The organism is Streptomyces bathyalis (genome assembly GCF_015910445.1).
Taxonomy (GTDB): Bacteria; Actinomycetota; Actinomycetes; order Streptomycetales; family Streptomycetaceae; genus Streptomyces; species Streptomyces bathyalis.
In genome coordinates this window covers 550,642-568,592 of record NZ_CP048882.1, presented here as the reverse complement: position 1 = coordinate 568,592, position 17,951 = coordinate 550,642, and the positions used below count along the sequence as shown (strand labels likewise).

Annotated in this window: 17 protein-coding genes; 10 read left to right on the top strand and 7 right to left on the bottom strand. The window is 71.3% G+C overall.

Features of this window, described 5'->3' with window-relative positions:
* Positions 1-30: 30 nt before the first annotated feature.
* The 5 genes from G4Z16_RS02555 (at position 31) to G4Z16_RS02535 (ending at position 4,207) form a co-directional block, all read left to right on the top strand.
* Entirely contained in the window at positions 31-912 is an 882-nt protein-coding gene (locus G4Z16_RS02555) for an arginase family protein (protein ID WP_197348967.1), read from the top strand.
* Between the two features lie 314 nt (positions 913-1,226).
* Positions 1,227-1,979 carry a GNAT family N-acetyltransferase gene (locus tag G4Z16_RS02550; RefSeq protein WP_197348966.1) on the top strand — a complete coding sequence of 251 codons (753 nt, stop codon included), beginning with the start codon at positions 1,227-1,229 and terminating at the stop codon, positions 1,977-1,979.
* Positions 1,976-2,869: a lysophospholipid acyltransferase family protein gene (locus G4Z16_RS02545; RefSeq protein WP_197348965.1), complete on the top strand. Its 894-nt coding sequence runs from the start codon at positions 1,976-1,978 to the stop codon at positions 2,867-2,869. Before G4Z16_RS02550 ends, G4Z16_RS02545 begins: the two co-directional genes overlap by 4 nt.
* A gap of 108 nt (positions 2,870-2,977) precedes the next feature.
* Positions 2,978-3,580, top strand: coding sequence for a dihydrofolate reductase family protein (locus tag G4Z16_RS02540; RefSeq protein ID WP_197348964.1), 603 nt, complete (start codon positions 2,978-2,980; stop codon positions 3,578-3,580).
* A gap of 189 nt (positions 3,581-3,769) precedes the next feature.
* Positions 3,770-4,207: a nuclear transport factor 2 family protein gene (locus G4Z16_RS02535; RefSeq protein ID WP_197348963.1), complete on the top strand. Its 438-nt coding sequence runs from the start codon at positions 3,770-3,772 to the stop codon at positions 4,205-4,207.
* An 83-nt stretch (positions 4,208-4,290) separates the two neighbouring features.
* Here the strand turns inward: G4Z16_RS02535 and G4Z16_RS02530 are convergent, their stop codons facing one another.
* A complete protein-coding gene (locus tag G4Z16_RS02530) occupies positions 4,291-5,028 on the bottom strand; it encodes an alpha/beta fold hydrolase (protein ID WP_197348962.1) in 738 nt (245 codons plus the stop codon).
* A gap of 91 nt (positions 5,029-5,119) precedes the next feature.
* Between G4Z16_RS02530 and G4Z16_RS02525 the strand changes: the two genes are divergently transcribed.
* Positions 5,120-6,067 (top strand): helix-turn-helix transcriptional regulator, encoded by a 948-nt coding sequence (locus G4Z16_RS02525; protein ID WP_197348961.1) that lies wholly within the window; start codon positions 5,120-5,122, stop codon positions 6,065-6,067.
* A 153-nt stretch (positions 6,068-6,220) separates the two neighbouring features.
* Here G4Z16_RS02525 and G4Z16_RS02520 read toward each other — a convergent pair whose 3' ends face one another.
* From G4Z16_RS02520 to G4Z16_RS02495, 6 genes are all read right to left on the bottom strand, one after another.
* Complete coding sequence (locus G4Z16_RS02520) at positions 6,221-7,543, bottom strand: MFS transporter (RefSeq protein WP_197348960.1); 1,323 nt, start codon at positions 7,541-7,543, stop codon at positions 6,221-6,223.
* Between the two features lie 42 nt (positions 7,544-7,585).
* Entirely contained in the window at positions 7,586-9,106 is a 1,521-nt protein-coding gene (locus tag G4Z16_RS02515) for an MmgE/PrpD family protein (protein ID WP_197348959.1), read from the bottom strand.
* Positions 9,103-9,930 (bottom strand): cyclase family protein, encoded by an 828-nt coding sequence (locus G4Z16_RS02510; RefSeq protein ID WP_197348958.1) that lies wholly within the window; start codon positions 9,928-9,930, stop codon positions 9,103-9,105. Before G4Z16_RS02510 ends, G4Z16_RS02515 begins: the two co-directional genes overlap by 4 nt.
* Positions 9,931-10,037: 107 nt before the next feature.
* Positions 10,038-10,907, bottom strand: coding sequence for an HpcH/HpaI aldolase/citrate lyase family protein (locus G4Z16_RS02505; RefSeq protein ID WP_197348957.1), 870 nt, complete (start codon positions 10,905-10,907; stop codon positions 10,038-10,040).
* Positions 10,904-12,121 (bottom strand): CaiB/BaiF CoA transferase family protein, encoded by a 1,218-nt coding sequence (locus tag G4Z16_RS02500; protein ID WP_197348956.1) that lies wholly within the window; start codon positions 12,119-12,121, stop codon positions 10,904-10,906. The genes G4Z16_RS02505 and G4Z16_RS02500 overlap by 4 nt, the downstream gene beginning before the upstream one ends.
* Complete coding sequence (locus G4Z16_RS02495) at positions 12,118-12,906, bottom strand: IclR family transcriptional regulator (RefSeq protein WP_197348955.1); 789 nt, start codon at positions 12,904-12,906, stop codon at positions 12,118-12,120. Before G4Z16_RS02495 ends, G4Z16_RS02500 begins: the two co-directional genes overlap by 4 nt.
* A gap of 256 nt (positions 12,907-13,162) precedes the next feature.
* Between G4Z16_RS02495 and G4Z16_RS02490 the strand changes: the two genes are divergently transcribed.
* The 4 genes from G4Z16_RS02490 to G4Z16_RS02475 all read left to right on the top strand — a co-directional run bounded on the left by G4Z16_RS02490 (position 13,163) and on the right by G4Z16_RS02475 (position 17,858).
* Positions 13,163-14,560 carry an FAD-dependent oxidoreductase gene (locus tag G4Z16_RS02490; protein WP_197348954.1) on the top strand — a complete coding sequence of 466 codons (1,398 nt, stop codon included), beginning with the start codon at positions 13,163-13,165 and terminating at the stop codon, positions 14,558-14,560.
* Entirely contained in the window at positions 14,557-16,020 is a 1,464-nt protein-coding gene (locus G4Z16_RS02485) for a dihydroorotase (protein WP_197348953.1), read from the top strand. The genes G4Z16_RS02490 and G4Z16_RS02485 overlap by 4 nt, the downstream gene beginning before the upstream one ends.
* Positions 16,021-16,199: 179 nt before the next feature.
* Entirely contained in the window at positions 16,200-16,811 is a 612-nt protein-coding gene (locus tag G4Z16_RS02480; protein WP_197348952.1) for a TetR/AcrR family transcriptional regulator, read from the top strand.
* Between the two features lie 93 nt (positions 16,812-16,904).
* Positions 16,905-17,858, top strand: a complete 954-nt coding sequence (locus G4Z16_RS02475; protein WP_197348951.1) for a hypothetical protein — start codon at positions 16,905-16,907, stop codon at positions 17,856-17,858.
* The last annotated feature ends 93 nt before the right edge of the window (positions 17,859-17,951 follow it).

The window sequence follows — 17,951 nt, the reverse complement described above, 5'->3', positions numbered from 1 at the left end:
CAGGGCCTCTGGTGAGAGGGGGAGGAGCGGATGAGACTCATCGGCGTTCCCTTCAACTCGGCCGGCCGGTCCGACGGCGTCGCCCGGGCGCCGCGAGCCCTTCGCGAGGCCGGGCTGATCGACGTGCCGCCCGGTGGCCTCCGCGATGCCGGTGACGTGGACGTCGGCGTGCTCGACCCTGGCCGTGACGCCCGCTCCGGGCTGATCTCGCCCGGCAGCCTGGAGACGACGATCGCCTCGGTGCACAAGGCGGTCGCCGACGGCCTCCGCGCAGGCGACCGTCCGCTCGTGCTCGGAGGCGACTGCCCCGTCCTTCTCGGCGCTCTGAGCGGCGCGGCCGAAGCAGCAGGAGACGTCGGCCTGCTGTTCGTCGACGGCCACGAGGATGCGTGGCCTCCGGACCGCAGCACCACGGGCGAAGCCGCCGACTGCGAACTCGGCCTCCTGCTGGGGCTGCACCGCGAGAACCTCCCGCAGTCGCTGGTGCGGTTGCTGCCCACCCTCGCCCCCGACGCCGTCGTCGCGCTGGGGCCCCGCGATGCGGGCGAACTCGCGGCGTACGGGATCCCGTCGGTGGCGGGGAGGATCCGCATGCGTACCGGCGCCGATCTCGCCTGGCAGCCCGGCGCGGCGGCAGCGTACGCGCGCGAGAGCACCGAGCAGCTGCACCGCCGGACCGGCAACTGGTGGCTGCACATCGACCTCGACGTGCTCTCCACCGACGCTCTGCCCGCCGTCGACTACCCGCAGCCGGGCGGTCTGACCTGGCCGGAGCTGGAACTCCTGACAACCACGGCGCTGGGCGCCACCGGTTGTGTGGGGATCACCCTGTGCATCTACAACCCGGATCTCGACTCCGGCCGGCACCACGCGCGCCGCATCGCGGACTTCGCCCGCCTCCTGATGAGTTGAGCGTTCCGCCCAACCGCTATGACGAGCAGCGCCGCGACGAAACCCCCACGTCCCAGTCGTCGACTCCCGGGCAGGGCCCGGCAGTTGACCCGTGGACGCCGAACCGCGGCCCGAGCAGGAGACAACGGTCACGCTGCCCGGGACCGTGCCGCCGGACGTCTGCGGCACTCACCCGACGCGGAAGGGCCGCCGAGCGGTAACTCGGCGGCCCCGTGCGGAACACGAGCAACCGGTTGCATACGGAGGAACCCTCGCGGAGATCGCTGGCAACGGTCCGCGCGGGTGCCGCAGCAGCCCACCTAGGGAGATCACTCATGCCCACTGCATCCAGCGTAACGACCGACCCCGGTACGTACGCCACCTCCATAGCCGGGTCGGAGGCGGAGATACGCGCCGCCCAGCGGCTCCGTCACCGGATCTTCGCCGAGGAGAAAGGTGCTCGGCTGCGTTCACCCCTGCCCGGGCACGACGTGGACGGCTTCGACGAGGCGGCGGATCACCTCATCGTCACATCCCGGGCCGAAGGCGAAGTCGTCGGCACGTACCGGCTCATGCCGCCCGGGAGGAGTGAACGCCTCTACTCGGAGTCCGAGTTCGATCTGCGCTGCCTCCCCGTCGACGTCAGGTCGTCGATGGTCGAGGCGGGCCGCGCCTGCGTGCACCCCGATCACCGCTCGGGTGCGGTGATCAACGCCATGTGGGGCGGGCTCGCGCGCTACATGCTGTTGTCCGGACACCGCTATCTGGCCGGCTGCGGATCCGTACCGCTGGACGACGGCGGCCAGTCCGCGGCCGACGCCTGGCTGCTGGGCACCACCAAGCATGCCGCCCCGGCCGAACTGCGCGTACATCCGCACGACCCGTGGCACCCGCGGCAGCCGCTGACGGCAATGCCGGACTACGCCTCGCTCCCCGCGCTGCTCCGCGGGTATCTGCGGATCGGCGCCTGGGTGTGCGGGGCACCCGCCCACGACAGGGACTTCGGTGTCGCCGACTTCTTCGTCCTGCTCGACATGGAGCAGCTGAACGAACGCTACCGGCGCTACTTCCTGGGCCAGGGCCGGTGAACCCCTGGGAAGTCGCCTCCCCTTGCACGCAGCGGTGCGTCACCCGGCCCACCGGGAACGAGCAGGCGTATGCCCGCACCCGGCGTGTGCCCGCGGCGTCCGTGCTGCGGCGTTACGCGTCGCTCACCGCCGCCCTGGGCAGCGCGCTGGCAGCCGGAACGCGGATCGCCGACCCGTCAGTGCTCCAGCGTCACGCCCGCTGCGTGCTCGGCGCACTCGGCATCGGACTGGACGCGACGGGGCCGCTGAGGGTGCCGGGCACGGCCGCAGGCACGTTGATCGTCGCGAACCACGTGTCCTGGCTCGACGTCATCGCGGTGTTGGCCGTCGAGCCCGTGCCGCTGATCGCCAAGCAGGAGGTCTCCGGCTGGCCGGTCGTCGGGCCACTGACCCGCAGGACGGGCAACCGCTTCATCAACCGCGATGCGCCACGCGAACTTCCGCGGTTCGTGGGCGAGTTGGCCGCACATCTGCGCGACGGCGGCTCGGTGATGGTCTTCCCGCAGGCGACCACCTGGTGCACCGCGCCCGGCGGGCCCTTCCGGCGCGCGATGTTCGAGGCGGCGCTCCGGGCGGCAGCGCCGGTGCGGCCCGCCGCCATCGACTACGCACGGGACGGCACGCGGAGCACGGCGGCGGCCTACGTCGGCGGGGACAGCCTCGCGGCTTCGCTCCTCAGGGTGGCCGGAACCGACGGGCTCGCCGTGCGCGTACGTCCGTGCCGGACGCTGTGGCCCCACGGCCACGACCGGCGTTCACTCGCCGCGGCCGCGCATGCGGCGGTGTCCGACGCCGTGAGTGCCCCGGTGCTTGCGCCGCGCACAGGGGTCTTCCGCACGGCACGTCCACCGGAGGCCACGGTGCCCCCGCAGCTGCGTGCCCACGCCTGAGCACACACCGCTCCGGGCGCGGACCGTGCGGCCGGCCGATGATTCCGGCACCGCCGCGCGGTCTGCACACGGCAGGAAACCCTGGCCGGCGACGAACGGAGAATCACCATGTCCGCCTCGCCGAGCGGAGCGAGCCGGAGGGTCGTCACCTGGGCGAGCGTGTCGATGGACGGCTTCACCAGCGGACCCGACGGCCCCCAGCACGACACCTGGCTGTACGAGCACGCGATGCAGGAAGGGACGGCTGTCTACTTCGAAGGCATCTGGCGTGGCGCCGACACGGCGCTGCTCGGCAGGACGAACTACGAAGGCTTCCACTCCGTGTGGCCGTCGATCACCAGGGACCCGGCCACCGATCCCCGCACCCGCGACCTGGGAACCTGGCTCGACACCGTCGAGAAGGTGGTGTTCTCCCGCACCCTGGAGAAGGCGGACTGGAACAACTCACGTGTCGCCGGCGACCTCGAGGCGGAGGTCGCCGCTCTCAAGCGCGCACCTGGGCGAGACATCCTCGTGCTCAACAGCGCAAGCATCATCCATGCGTTGCTGCGCGCCGACCTGGTCGACGACGTGCGCTTCGCCATGGTGCCGACCTTGGTGGGCGGCGGCCTGCGTCTGTTCCCGGACGGCCTTCCCGCGTCCAAGTGGAGCCTGGCCGAAACAACGGCCCTCGCGCACGGCGCCGTCGGGCTTCACTACCGGCGCGCTTGAGCCGCGCCCCCTGGGCGGACGTGCCCTGGCCCGCAGACGGGCCGCCGCCGGATCACGCGACGTGGGGCGCTCAACTCACCTGTCCCAAGAGGCCATTACGCCATTACCCGGCAGGTAATTGCCGGTGCCCGGCGCCGGCGGACACGCTTCCCGCACATCATTCGTGCACGGGAGAGTGAGGCTGCTCAGATGACCGGAGACACCGAGGACCGCGTGCGGGCGTATGCGGCGAAGACTCCCTTCAACGTCGGCCTGTGGGCGGGGTTCTGGGCGAAACCGGACGCGACCCGGGTGATGCTTCTCGCCGAGGACGTCGTCGGTGACTGGCCGGGCGACCCCGAACCCGTGCGGGGCAGGGAGGCCTACAGGGACCGGATCGCGCGGCTACTGGAACTCGTCCCCGACCTCCACCTCGAAGTCGCCGAACACGCCGAGAACGACGGCTGCCTCTTCATTCACTGGGTGGCCCACGGCACCGGCGAGAGCGGACCGTTCGTGTTCGACGGCATCGACCGGATCCTGCTCGACGAGGACGGGCTCGTGAAGGAGACGGTCATCCGCTACGACCCCGCGGTGGTCGCGGCACGCGTCGGCGGCCGCTCGGACGGGGAGGGCCCGGACGCATGAGGACCGGGGCCGGGGCGGCGGCAGACTCGCCGCACAGCGGCGGGAGTTCCTCCTCCCCTCCTCCTCCGTACGAGGCGCGTCCGTCAGCCCGCGATCTCGCCCAGGACGGCGGCCAGTTCGCGGGGGCGGGAGAACATCGGCCAGTGACCGGTGGGCAGATGGTGCATGTCCATCCCGGCCATCAGCTCGAAGACCGGATTCCCCGTTCCGGCGACCATGCGCACCTGCTCAGGGGTGAAGGTGGACATGATCACCGAACGCGGGGTCGACGGCAGGACCGCCGGACGGTCCAGGGGATCCGCCGCCGTGCCGAACGGCTGCGGAGTGCCCAGCGCGCGCATGCGCGTCAGATGCGCCTCGGACAGTTCCGCCAGATTCACGGGGTCGGCGTCCGGGTCGAACGCGGGCACCGGGATGCTCCAGCCTTCGCCTTCCTCCGCGACCTGCCGGCGCAGTTGCTCCCGCGCCTGCGGCTCGTGGAAGTCGATTCCGGCCAGGCCGTCGGGCATGGGGCCGCTGTCCACGTAGACGATCCGCGCGAGTCTCTCCGGGATACGGTCGGCGGCTCCGGTGACCGGCATGTTCGCTCCGCTGTGACCGACCAGCACCACCTCCCGCAGGTCCCCGTCCTCGATGACGTGGACGATGTCCGCGATGTGGGTCGCGAGGCCCACCTCGGCGGTGGCCTCCGCCGCCCGGTCGGCCAGCCCGGTCAGCGTGACCGGATGGACGTCGTGCCCGGCCTCCCGCAGGTCACGCGTCACCTCTTCCCAGGCCCAGGCGCCGAACCAGAACCCGGGTACCAGCACGATCGTGGCCATCCCGTCCACCTTTCACCTGTGTCTTCCGCACCTACGTGACTAGGGTGGACCCGATACCGGACAGGATCCGCCCGGATTTGCGAGGTGACTCGTGTCCCATCCCACGACGCGGGTGCTGGCCATGCTGGAGCTGATGCAGGCGCACCAGCGGATGAGCGGCGCGGCCCTCGCCGAGCGGCTCGGTGTCGACGAGCGGACGGTCCGCAGATACGCGGGCCGCCTGGCCGAGCTGGGCATCCCGGTGACGGCCGAACGCGGCCGGTACGGCGGCTACCGCCTGATGCCCGGCTACAAACTGCCGCCCCTGATGCTCAACGACGACGAGGCGACGGCCGTGGTGCTCGGACTCCTGGCGGGACGCCGACTCGGCCTGCCGGGCGACGCCGCCGAAAGCGCTCTGGCAAAGGTGCAGCGAGTGCTGCCGCGCTCGCTCCGCGACCGGGTCCAGGCCCTCCAGGAGACCCTCGGCTTCACCCTCGCCTCCCGTGAAGGCGCAGCTCCCGCGACCGGGACGGTGCTGGTCCTGGCGCAGGCGGCGCGCGAGCGCCGGCGCGTGCGGATGCGGTACCGGTCGTGGAAGGGCAGCGACAGCGAGCGCGAGGTGGACCCGTACGGTCTGGTCTTCCACTCCGGCCGCTGGTACTTCGTGGGGCACGACCACCGCAGCGGCCAGACCCGCACCTTCCGCGCGGACCGGGTGCTCTCGGTCGACCTGGGAGACGCCACCTTCGACGTGCTCGACGATCTCGACCCGGTCCAGCACGTCACACAGTCCCTGGCGGCCGTTCCCTATACGCACGAGGTCGAGGTGGTGCTGGAGACGACCCTTCAGCAGGCCGCCAAGTGGATTCCGCCCTCGGCAGCAACCCTCAGCGAGACGACGGGCGGTGTCCTGATGCGTGCGCGTGCCGAGAGCCTCGACGGTATGGCCCAGCTCCTCGCCGGGTTCGGCCGTCCGTTCACGATCCGGCGCCCGGAGGAACTGCGAGGCGCCGTACGCGACTTGGCGGCCCGCCTCACGGCCTCGGCCAACGCCTGATCTCCCCTGTCCATGGACGCCTCACGGCCCGGATTCGTCACGCCGCCGCAGGCCGAAGTGGGCCCCGGGCCACGCAGCCGGGAGGCCGCGCGTGCCGGGACCCACCTCCTTCGAACGCCCGGTCTTCCCGACGGGCTTCCGACACACCGCCCGCTACGGTGACTTGGCCGCCAGGTCCGGCTGCCCGGCGCCGGTCTCGGCGGGCGGGCGCACCTGACGCGGCAGGTCCCGCTTCGGCAGCAGAAGCATCGCCGCCGCCCCGGTCACCGCCAGCGCCGTCATCACCACGAAGCCGCTGGAGTAGCTGCCGGTCGAGGTGACGATGAAGCCCATCACGGACGGCGCGACGACGCCCGAGAGGGCGAAGGCCGCGTCGGCGAACCCGGCGGCCGCACCGGGCTGTGCGGGCAGCGCGTCGATCGACGCGACCCACCAGATGCCGCCGGTCACGAACCCGATACCGACACCGATCGAGATGAAGGTCACCGACACCGTCAGCGACGGTGCCACGAAGATCGGGATCAGCGAGGCACCGGATCCCAGGAGCGCAAGCCCCATGATGGTCAGCCGGCTCCTGGGGCTTCCCGTCCTCTTGAAGATCCGGTCGGTGAGGACACCGCCGATGATCGCGCCGACCACGCCGGCCGCCCATGGAGCCACGGAGAACAGGCCCACCGCGGTGATCGTCAGGTCGTACTGGTCGGACAGGTAGCCCGGCAGCCAGTACATGAAGCCCCAGAACATGAAGCCCCACGCGAAGTAGCCGACCGCGATGATCCACAGGTTCCGGTTGGTCAGCAGGGGGCGCCAGCGGACCTTGTCCTTGGAGGGGCGTTCCTCAGCGAGCTGTCCCGCCGCGATGTAGGCACGCTCCTCCTCCGACACCCGCCGGCTCTCGGCCGGCGTGTCCCGCAGCAGCGCGAAGGCGATGGCGAACCACAGAACACCGATGCCGGCGAGCACCCAGAACATGCCGCGCCAGCCGACTCCCGCTATGAGCTGGGTCATCACGGGCCCGCCGATCAGCAGCGAACCGGACACGGCGACGCCGCCGACCATGGCGAGCGCGATGCCGCGTTCCCTCTGCGGCATCCAGCGGCTGACGGTACGGGTCGCGGCGGGGAAGCCCGGACCCTCACCGGCACCGAGGATGATCCGGACCACGAACAGGCCCATGAAGGAACCGCTCACGGGAGTCACCGCGGTGACGACCGACCACAGGAGCACACCGGCCAGCAGGACCCGCCGCGAGCCGTAACGGTCGACCAGCGGCCCCGCGAGGAACGCGAACACCATGTAGCCGATGGAGAAGGCGCTGCTGATCAGCCCGTACTCGTACTTCGTGATGCCGAAGGCCTTGGTGAGCGGTTCGATCGCGAAGCTGATCGCGCTTCTGTCGATGTAGTTGATGACGATGAGGGCGACGATCAGGGTGAGCGTCAGCCAGCGGTACTGGGTCCGGGTCCGGGTGGGCATGGGGTTCACCTCACGCTGGTGCGGTGCGGATGCTGTGGCGCCTCACGTGCCGGCCACCACGTTGGACAGCGCACGGGTCAGACCCGCGGTGTCGAGGGAGTTGCGGATGTTCCAGACCTCGTCGGCCAGATCCCTCACGGCCCGCGGACCGCCGGCGCCGAGGGCGTTGGCGGTGTACTTGGCAGTGAGCTCTCCGGCATGGAGGGGGTTTTCCGGGCTGCCCCTGTTGACCATCACCCGCTCGGTGACGGTGGAGCCGTCGCCGAGTTCTGCGGTGAGCACGGCGGGGAACTGGTGGGGGAAGATCCTGGTGCACTCCTCGTCCGCGACGCAGGTCACGCGGGCGGCGAGGGCGAGACGCGCGGGGTCCGCGGCGGCCTCGTCGGTGAAGTCCTCGTGAAATACGCCGAGTCCGGCCGCCCGGGGCGAGCCGGGGAGGGCGTTCCCGTTCGACAGGCCGGGCGGAGACCAGCCCGGGCCGCACGCCCACGGCGAGAGCAGCCCGGCGGCCACGGTGTACGGTCCGCTGAACGCCGCGTGGTAGCCGGAATGAGGGCGTGCCTTCTCCGCGGCGGGTTCGGCGATCGTACGCAGCACGGGGGCGGGAACCCCGAGCGTCAGCCGGGCCACGGAACCGGGGTCGATGCCGCGCCTCCGCATCCGCATCGCCGCGTCCACCCCGGCGTGCGTGAAGTGATTGCACGGGTACGGCTTGATGAACAGCCGTGACAGCTCCCAGCGTTGACCGAGTTCCCCGGTGAGGGCCTCCTCGGCCATCTCCTCGTCGTACCGGTCGCCGCAGTACGCCTGGAAGAAGCCGAACCTGCCCTCCAGGACGGTCGGCGGTCCTGTCAGCCCGAGCCGCGCCATGTCCGCCGCGACCACGCCCGCGTGCGCCGCCCATCCGCAGTGGACGCGCTTGACGGTGCCGCCGGTGCGGTTCGCCTCGATGATCCCGGAGCCCATGCTGGCCGCGATGCCGATCGCTGAGCACACACCGTCGGCGTCCAGGCCGCGCAGCACGGCCGCCGCCACGGCAGCGCCGACGGCACCGCATATGGCGGTCGCGTGCAGACCGCGGTCGAAGAAGACCGAGTTGCCCAACTCCTCGTCGTACTGGGCCATACCGAGCCGGCAGGTGACCTCGATCCCGGCGGCGGACGCGGCCAGCAGCCGTGCCCCGCTGGCGCCGGACGCTTCCGCGACCGCAAGCGCGGCCGGCAGCACCGAGGACGAGGGGTGCAGCACGGAGGGCAGATGGGTGTCGTCGAAGTCCAGGCTGTGCGCGAGGGTTCCGTTGACGAGCGCGGCCGACGGCGCGGGCAGCCGTGTGAGGGAGCCGATGACGGTGGCGGTGGGGGAACCGCCCCACTCCTCGGCCAGTTCACGCACCGCCATGCCCGGGCGCATGGGCAGCGCGGCGAGGCTGTTGCCGAGCAGATCGAGCAGGTGTCCTGCGACCTTCTCGCTCAAGTCGGCGTCGAGGCCCTCCGAGGCCACCTCGACGGCGAACCGGGCGAGCTGCTGCGCCGGAGTGAGCCCGGCGGGAGCCGCGAATGTCATGCCACCACCGCCAGCGGGCGGATCGGGGAGCCGGTGCCGCCGACGATCCTCAACGGAGCGACGACGAAGAGGAATTCGTGCACGCCGGCGGCCGCGAGATCATCGAGTGCCAGGTGCTCCATGATGTAGATGCCGCTCTCGACCAGCAGCAGCCGGTGGACGGGCAGCAGGCTGTGACCGGCACCCGCCGGGATCTGCTCGCACGCGGTCGTGTCCGCGCCGACGGCCCGGACACCGCGGGCGGCCAGCCATTCGCCGGCGCTCTCGGTGATGCCCGGCACGCCGGACTCCTTGCCGAGATAGGCCACCGGGTCGTCGAAGTTCCGCGCCCAGCCGGTCCGTACGAGAGCGACGTCGCCCTGGCGGGGTTCCGCACCGCCGAGTGCGGCAGCGCGCTCCAGGTCCTCGGCGGTGACGCCGTATCCGCCGGGCAGCGTGTCCGCTCCGAGGGCGGCGGCGGCATCGAGGAGGACGCCCCGCGTCACCATGGCCGGGATCTGCTCGGCACCGTGCTGTGAGAAAGCGCCGCCGGACTGCGCCTCGCCGGCGTCGACGCCGCCGTGCAGCTTGCCGTCGTGGCTGACGTGGGACAGGGCGTCGATGTGGGTGCCCACGTGACCGCCCGTGATGATCACTTCGCTGGAGGCGGAACCCCCGTCGGCCCGGACCATGTCGCCGTGGCGGCGTGCCAGGGTCATCCGGAATCCGGGGTGGTTGGGCGAGCACGGCATGCCGGTGAACAACGGCTGGCCCAGCTCGACGATGTGCGGCTCGGAAGGCAACGCGTCGAGCAACGGGTTAGGGGGGTGCGGTACTGCGGTCATGTCCTGCCTTGCGTGAACGGTGAGGGGAAAGGAGGAGCCTAAAGCTGAGTGGGGATCAGGAATGGGTGGGGAGTGGGAAGGTGCTGTGCGCTTCCGCGTCCGCCTGGTCAGCCGGCCGGTACGCGGCCCGTCGCCAGTTCGAGGACCCAATGGGCCCGGGCGACGACCGCCGGGTCGATCAGCCGGCCGTCGTCGTCGAGCCAGGCGGCGCTGCCGGCGTCACCGGCCTTCCGCAGGGAGTCGACGAGCCGGCGGGCGGCCTCGATTTCCGCCGGTCTCGGAGTGAAGGCATCGTTGACGGGGCCGATCTGCGCCGGGTGCACGACGGACCGGCCGTGGAAGCCGCGGTCGCGGGCCCGCTCGGTGCTGACCGAGAGACCTTCCAGGTCCGCCACGTCGGTCCACACGCTCTGCACGGGAGGGGCGAGTCCGGCGGCCCGGGCCGCGTTGACGACGCGACCGCGGGCCCAGCCGAGCGCGTCGTCCGCGCGCACCCGCAGGTCCGCGCCGAGGTCCGCCTCGCCGAGCGACACGAGCGTCACCTGCGGCGCGGCGGTGGCGAGTTCGAAGGCGCGCTCGACACCGAGCGCGGTCTCGATGAGGAGATGCACAGGCGCCTCGACGCGGCCGAGAACGGTCGCGATCTGCTGCGGCGCCTCGCACTTGGGCAGCCTCAGGCCCTGCACGGGTACGTCGGCGAGGGCGGCCAAGTCGGCCTTGCCGTGCGCGAGTTGGACCTGGTTGATGCGGATCCACAGCGGCTTGGGCCAGGTACGTGCGGCGGCCTCGGCCGCGTAGGAGCGTGCCTCGTCCTTGCGCTGGTCGGGCACCGAGTCCTCGAGGTCGAGCACGACGGCGTCGGCGTAGCCGCTCATCGCCTTCTCCAGGAGTTCGGGCCTGGTGGCGGGGACGTACAGCCAGGACCGCACGGCCGTGACGGGCGGAGGGCCGGTGCCGGTCCGGCCGGGGGCGGTCATACGATGCCCCGTTCGGCCAGGTCGGCGAGCTCGTCGGCGCCGACGCCGTACGCACCGAGCACCTCTGCGTTGTCGCGGCCCTTCCGGGGTCCCGGCCAGCGGACTTCGCCGGGCGTCTCGCTGAGCCGGAACGGCACGTTCTGGAAGCGGATGGGACCCAGTTCCTCGTCGTCGACCGTGGTGATGGTCTCCAGCGCCTGGTACTGGGGGTCGGTGAAGATGTCGCTCATCTCGTAGACGGGGGCGATGGCGGCGTTCGCCGCCTCGAAGGCCTCGGTGACCTCGCCGCGGGTGCGCTGCGCTATCCAGGAGCCGACCGCCTCGTCCAGCTCGTCCGCGTGCTTCGCACGCTCGGCTCCCGAGGCGAACCACGGCTCGTCCACGAACTCGGGACGGCCCACGAGCCGCATCACCCGCTCCGCGACGGACTGGGCACTGGTGGAGACGGCGACCCAACTGCCGTCCCTGGTGCGGTAGGTGTTGCGTGGCGCGTTGTTCGCGGACCTGTTGCCGGTGCGCGGCTGAAGCTCGCCGAGCTGGTCGTAGGTGATGGCCTGCGGTCCCAGCAGGGTGACCATCGGCTCGATGATCGCGAGGTCGAGCACCTGGCCGCGGCCGGTGCGCTCCCGCGCGTGCAGCGCGGTCATGATGCCGAACGCGGCAGTCAGGGCCGACACCCCGTCGGCCAGCCCGAAGGGCGGCAGCGTGGGCGGCCCGTCGGGTTCGCCGGTGATGGCCGCGAACCCGCTCATCGCCTCGGCGAGGGTGCCGAATCCGGGACGCCCGGAGTACGGCCCGTACTGGCCGAAGCCCGTGACGCGGGCCAGGACGAGGCGGGGGTTGATCTCGCTGAGCACGTCGTGGCCGAGGCCCCAGCGCTCAAGAGTCCCCGGCCGGAAGTTCTCGATGACGACGTCGGCGTCCGCGACCATGCGGCGGAAGGTCTCCTGCCCCTCGGGGCTGCCGAGGTACAGGGTGATCGCCTTCTTGTTGCGGGAGAGCATCTTCCACCACAGGCCCACGCCGTCCTTGCTCGCCCCGTGGCTGCGCACCGGGTCGCCTCTGGGGTGCTCGACCTTGATGACGTCGGCGCCGTAGTCGCCGAGCAGGGTGGCGGCGAGGGGGCCCGCGAAGAGCGTGGCGATGTCCAGCACCTTGACGCCGTCGAGCGCGGCGCCGGACCCGGCTGCGTCCGCGGGGTCGGTGTCGGTCATGGAGATCGTGATCCTTCCTTCGCGCCGGGCCATCCGAGCGCATGGGAGATGTCGTGGGCCGCATCGAGGACGTGGGGCGCGCAGTCGCGGACGAACTCGGGCGTGAAGCGGGAACGCGGACCGCATACGGACACCGCTCCGCGGACGTCGCCGTCGAGGCCGAAGACGGGCGCGGCCACCGATCCGGCGTCGGCCTGACGCTCACCGGCGGAGCTCGCGTATCCCGAGTCCCGTACCGAGTCCAGCTCGGCACGCAGACGCGCCGCGTCGGTCGGCGTGCTGCCGGTCAGCGCCGGAAGCCCGGCGGCAAGGATCTCCTCGCGCCGTCCCTCCGGCAGGAACGCCAGCACCGCCTTGCCGGAACTGCCGGCGTGCAGCGGGAATCTGCGGCCGAGTTCGACGGTCATCTTCACCTCGTGGGTGCTGACGATCTGGTCGACGTAGGCCCGTCCGCCCGGCACCAGCGCGGTGAGGGTCACCGTCTCGCGCGTCTCCTCCTGAAGCCGCCGCAGGGTGTTCGCGGCGACGGCCCGCAGGTCGAGATCGCGCAGGGCGCGTGCACCGAGTGCGGCCGCTGTGGGACCGAGCTGGTAGAGCCGGGTGTGCTGGTCGAGCGTCACCATGCCGCGGGCGACGAGCGTCTGCAGGATGCGGTGCACGACGGCCTTGCTCAGGCCGAGTTCGCGTGCGATCCGGGACACCCCGAGCTCGTCCGTCCCGTCCGTGAACAGCAGCAGGACGTCGATCACGCGGCCCGCGGTCTCGGTTCCGGATTGAGTCGTCATGGGCCCATTCTCACCTGCTCCCTTCCGCGAGATTTGATACGGCACCGAAGCCGTACCGCTCAATGGAACGACAGGGAAGCACCGGTACTCGACGACGGTCAAGGGTTGTTCCTCGAACAACGAGGCTGTTACTTGGATTCCTCGTCAGGCATTGACGTCCTCCGGCGGCGTTGAAATCATCGTGGTCCCAGAGTGTTCCGCTGAACGGAACGAACCGAGGGAGGTGGAGAAGGTGCCCGCCGACCGGAGTGACGGCATGAGGTACCAGGCGGCGGTCGACCTGGTGGTGGCCGGCGCCGGCGGAGGCCTGGCCGGTGCCCTGCGAGCGGCCGAAGCCGGACTCAGCGTGCTGGTCGTGGACCCGGACGAGCACTTCCTGCGCGGCAACAACACCTCGATGTCCACGGCGATGATCCCGGGGGCGGGCACACGCTGGCAGTCGGCGGCGGGAGTCGAGGACGGCCCGGAGCGCTTCCTCGCCGACATCTCCGCCAAGACGCGCGGCGCCGCCGACCCCGTGCTGGCCGCCGCGCTCGCCGGGCTCAGCGCGCCTCTCGTGGAGTGGCTGGCCGACAGCGCGGACCTTCCCCTCCACCTCGTACGGGACTTCAGCTACCCGGGGCACTCCGCCGACCGGCTGCACACGGTCGACGGGCGGCACGGATCCGCACTGCTGCGCCATCTGTACGGACGGGTGCGGGCTCAGCCGTGCGTCGATCTGCTGGTGCCGGCCCGCGTCGTGGACGTCACCCTCGATGCCGTCGGCGACGTCACCGGGGCGGTGATCCAGTACCCGAGCGCCTACCGGGAGACCGTCCCGGCCCGCGGGGTGCTGCTCGCGACCAACGGATACGGCGCGAACCGCGAGCTGGTGACGCGGCACATGCCGGAGGCTGCGACGGCCGAGTACCACGGCGGGCAGTTCTCGCTCGGGGACGGCCTGGAGATCGGGCTGCGCCAGGGGGCCGCGTCCGCCTTCATGGACGCCTACCAGGGTCACGCCGCACTCGCCCGCCGCTCGCGGACGCTGGTCGGCTGGGCCACGGTGATGCACGGCGGGATCATGGTCGACACGGCGGGCGACCGCTTCGGCGACGAGACCACCGGCTACTCGGAGTTCGCCGCGGCGCTCGCGGCCCGCCCCGGCTCGCGCGGCTGGATCGTGCTCGACCGGCGCATTCACGACCTGTGTGCTTCCTTCACCGACTTCCGGCGGACCGTCGAGGCGGGTGCGCTGTTGTGGGCCGACGACGTCGACACGCTCGCCGAGCGCACCCGACTCGACCCGGAGGCGCTGGCGGCCTCCGTCGCGGAACAGGTGTCGCGGGCCTCCGGTACGGGAGGGCACGACAGGTTCGGCCGCACCTACTTCGAGCAGCCACTTCGGGCACCGTACGCGGCCGTTGAGGTCGTTCCCGCCCTGTTCCACACGCAGGGCGGGCTCGCCGTCGACGGTGAGGCGCGGGTGCTGAACCGGGACGGCGCACCGATCGGCGGTCTCTTCGCATCGGGCGGCGCGGCACACGGCATCTCGGGCCACGGCGCCGACGGCTATCTCGCGGGCAACGGCCTGCTGCCCGCGCTGGGTCTTGCCTGGCAGGCGGCGAACACCCTGTCATGCACGTACGCACATGGAGAGGGCACAGCGCGATGACGGAATTCGACCGGCTGATCAAGAACGTGCGACTGGTGAGGCACGACGTGGCGGACATCCCGACGACGGACATCGCCGTCTCGGACGGCGTCTTCCGGCGCATCGCACCGGACATCCCGGCCGAGAACGCGCGCGAAGTGACCGACGGCAAGGGGCTGTTGGCCTTCCCGGGCGTCGTCGACGCGCACCAGCACTGGGGGATCTACAACCCGCTGTCCGACGACACGGCGAGCGAGAGCCGCGCCTGCGCACAGGGCGGAGTGACGACGGCGCTCACGTACATGCGCACGGGGCAGTACTACATGAACCGCGGCGGCAGCTACGACGAGGTCTTCCCCCTCGTCCTCGAGGCCTCCGAGGGCCGCAGCCACGTCGACTACGGCTTCCATCTCGCCCCGATGCAGAAGTCGCACATCGAGGAGATCCCGGAGCTGATCGGCCGCTTCGGTGTCCCCTCGTTCAAGGTGTTCATGTTCTACGGGAGCCACGGCCTGCACGGCCGCTCGTCGGACCAGAACTCGTTCCTGATGATCCCGCCGGACGAGCGGTACGACCTGGCGCACTTCGAGTTCGTGATGCGCGGCGTGCAGGCGGCGCGGGAGAAGTACCCCGAGCTGGCCGACGCGATCTCCCTGTCCCTGCACTGCGAGACCGCGGAGATCATGACGGCGTACACCAAGCTCGTCGAGGAGGAGGGCGAACTGACCGGCCTCGCCGCCTACAGCGCGTCCCGGCCGCCGCACTCGGAGGGGCTGGCGGTCACCATCGCGAGCTTCCTCGCCGCGGAGACCGAACTGCCCAACATCAATCTGCTGCACCTCTCCTCGCGCCGGGCGATCGAGTCCGCGATGCTGATGGCCAGGACCTTCCCCCAGGTCGACTTCCGCCGCGAGGTCACCATCGGCCACCTGCTCGTGAACATCGAGACCGCCTCGGGCATCGGCGGCAAGGTCAACCCGCCGCTGCGCCCGCAGGAGGACGTCGACGCGCTCTGGGAGCACCTCGTGGCGGGCAACGTCGACTGGGTCGTCAGCGACCACGCGTGCTGCAAGGAGGAGGTGAAGTTCGGCGACCCGAAGAGCGACGTCTTCGCGGCCAAGTCGGGCTTCGGCGGTACCGAGTACCTGCTCCCGGGCCTGGCCGGCGCCGCCGGCTCCCACGGCCTCCCGCTCCAGAAGGTCGCGGAGCTCACGTCCTGGAATCCCGCACAGCGCTTCGGTCTTCGCTCCAAGGGGATGATCGCCGAGGGCTACGACGCGGACCTGGCCCTCGTCGATCCCGACCGCTCATGGACGGTGGACGCGGCCAACTCCGAGTCGGTGCAGGAGTATTCGCCCATGCAGGGCCTGGAGATCGGCGCGAGCGTGAGGGCGACGTTCCTGCGCGGCCGTCCCGTCTGCGCGAACGGTGAGGTGACGGGCCGGCCGGAGGGACGCTACATATCCCGTCCCACCGGCTGACCGGACAACCGGCGACGCCGTCGGCCGAAGCCGGGCATTCTCACGGCGCCGAAGACGAGGGGGAACGCCGCGAGTTGGGACGTCCCTGCCCGCGAAGTGCGCCTGGCCGGGTTGACACTCACCGGACCCGACACGAGAATGACACGTCATTCCGGTCGGATCGGCGGTGAAGGAACCAGGTGAGCGCTGTGCCCCAAGGTGTGGTGGACAAGCGGGAGGTCATCCTCCGTGCTGCCGGCAAGGTCATCGCCGAGAAGGGGTACCACGCGACCGGGATCGCCGACATCGCCCGCGAACTGGGCGCCGGGCACGGGACGTTCTACCGCTACTTCAAGAACAAGGAGGACATCGCCCGCAGCCTCGTCGTCCGCGCACTCGGGCAGATGCAGGACGCGATCGCCGATGAGGATCCGCAGTCCTCCCGTTCCCTGGGGGAGTACCGGGAGCAGGTGCGGCGCATCGGCAACAAGCTCTTCGACCTCGTGGTCGCCGAGCCCGATCTGGCCCGGGTGCTGTTCTACGACGCGGCGGCCATAGCACGTACCGACCCGGGAGTCCTCGGCTCCGCCGTGGAGAACGCAGGCGCCTATACGGCCGCCTTCATCCGCAACGGTCAGACGAGGGGCTTCGTACGCCGGGAGTTGGACCCGCAGGTGGTCGGTCTGGCCGTGAACGGCATGATCCTCGCCGGGTGCGCGCAACTGCTCCACGTCCGGGACGCCGAGGAGATGCGCACCTCGTGGATCCGGACGGTGGAGACGCTCATGTTCGACGGGCTCGGAGGCACCTGACGCCGGCGGCCCGCCGGCCGGGGCGAAGCAGCCCCGGCCTTTTCTTTGCCCACCGAGCAGAATGACATGTCATTCCGAGAAGGGATCCAGCTCATGGTGCAAGTCGACGTCTTCTGGGCCTACGGGATCGGGGCGGGCTTCGGGACCGCCGCGGCCTTCCACCTCCGGCAGGCGCGCCCCCAACGGCCGTCCGGGAAGGGCGGTCCGCAGCAGCCGCCCCCCTACTTCCTCGCCACCGCCGTCTACTGCGGCATGCTGTTCGCGCCGAGCGGGATATGGCTGCTGTGGAGCTTTCCCGACTGGGAGACCATGCAGGTCGCCGGCGGGCACGGGGCTCTGCCCGGCTGGCTGGTCGCGCTGTTCGCGCTCACGAACGTCAGCCAGGGGCTGCTGGGATACGAGGTGGCACGGCGTCTCGTCGTACGCGGGCGCGTGTACGCGGCCTTTCTGCAGACCGGCGTCGGCTACCTCGGGATGTTCCTCATCCTCGTCCACGGCTGGGACGGGCGGGGCTACCAGCGCTTCTTCTCGCCGGGGCGCGAGGAGTTCGCCGAGTGGCCCGCGAGCCACGGCCCCGGCGAGCTGCTCTCTCGGGCCGGTGACTGGGCGGTCTCGGCCGTCGGGCTGACCCTGGCCGGCATGGGTGTGGTGCTCCTGCCGGTGCTGTTCTACGTGCTGGTCACGGCGATCCGCAGCGGACAGCGGGAGGCGGGCGTCGAGATGCGCAGCGCGCTCCGTATCGTCGGAACCTTCCTGCTCGCCGTCTTCGGGCTGGCGCTGGGCTCTGCCGTCCTCGCGAGCGTGCTCATCCACCAACTCGGCTGGTGGGCGGGAACGCCCCTTGCCGCACTCGCCGTCTGGGGGCTGGTCCTGCGGAGGGAGACGGGCGCGGCCCACCGGGTCTTCGGGCTGCTGGGCCTCCCCGACGCCCCGACGTCACGCGGCGGACGGGACGGGGGGAAGCAGCCGGACGACCACGCCCGGCCCGAGGCAGAGGCACTCGCCGGACAGCCGCAGGCCGTACCCGGCGAAGCGGTGCGCACCTGACGTCGCGGACGGCGCTGCGGATGCCGGCGGGGTTCCCGGTCAGGAACTCCGCCGGCATCCGCCGTGGATCGCGGGGGAGTGGCCGCTGTCCGG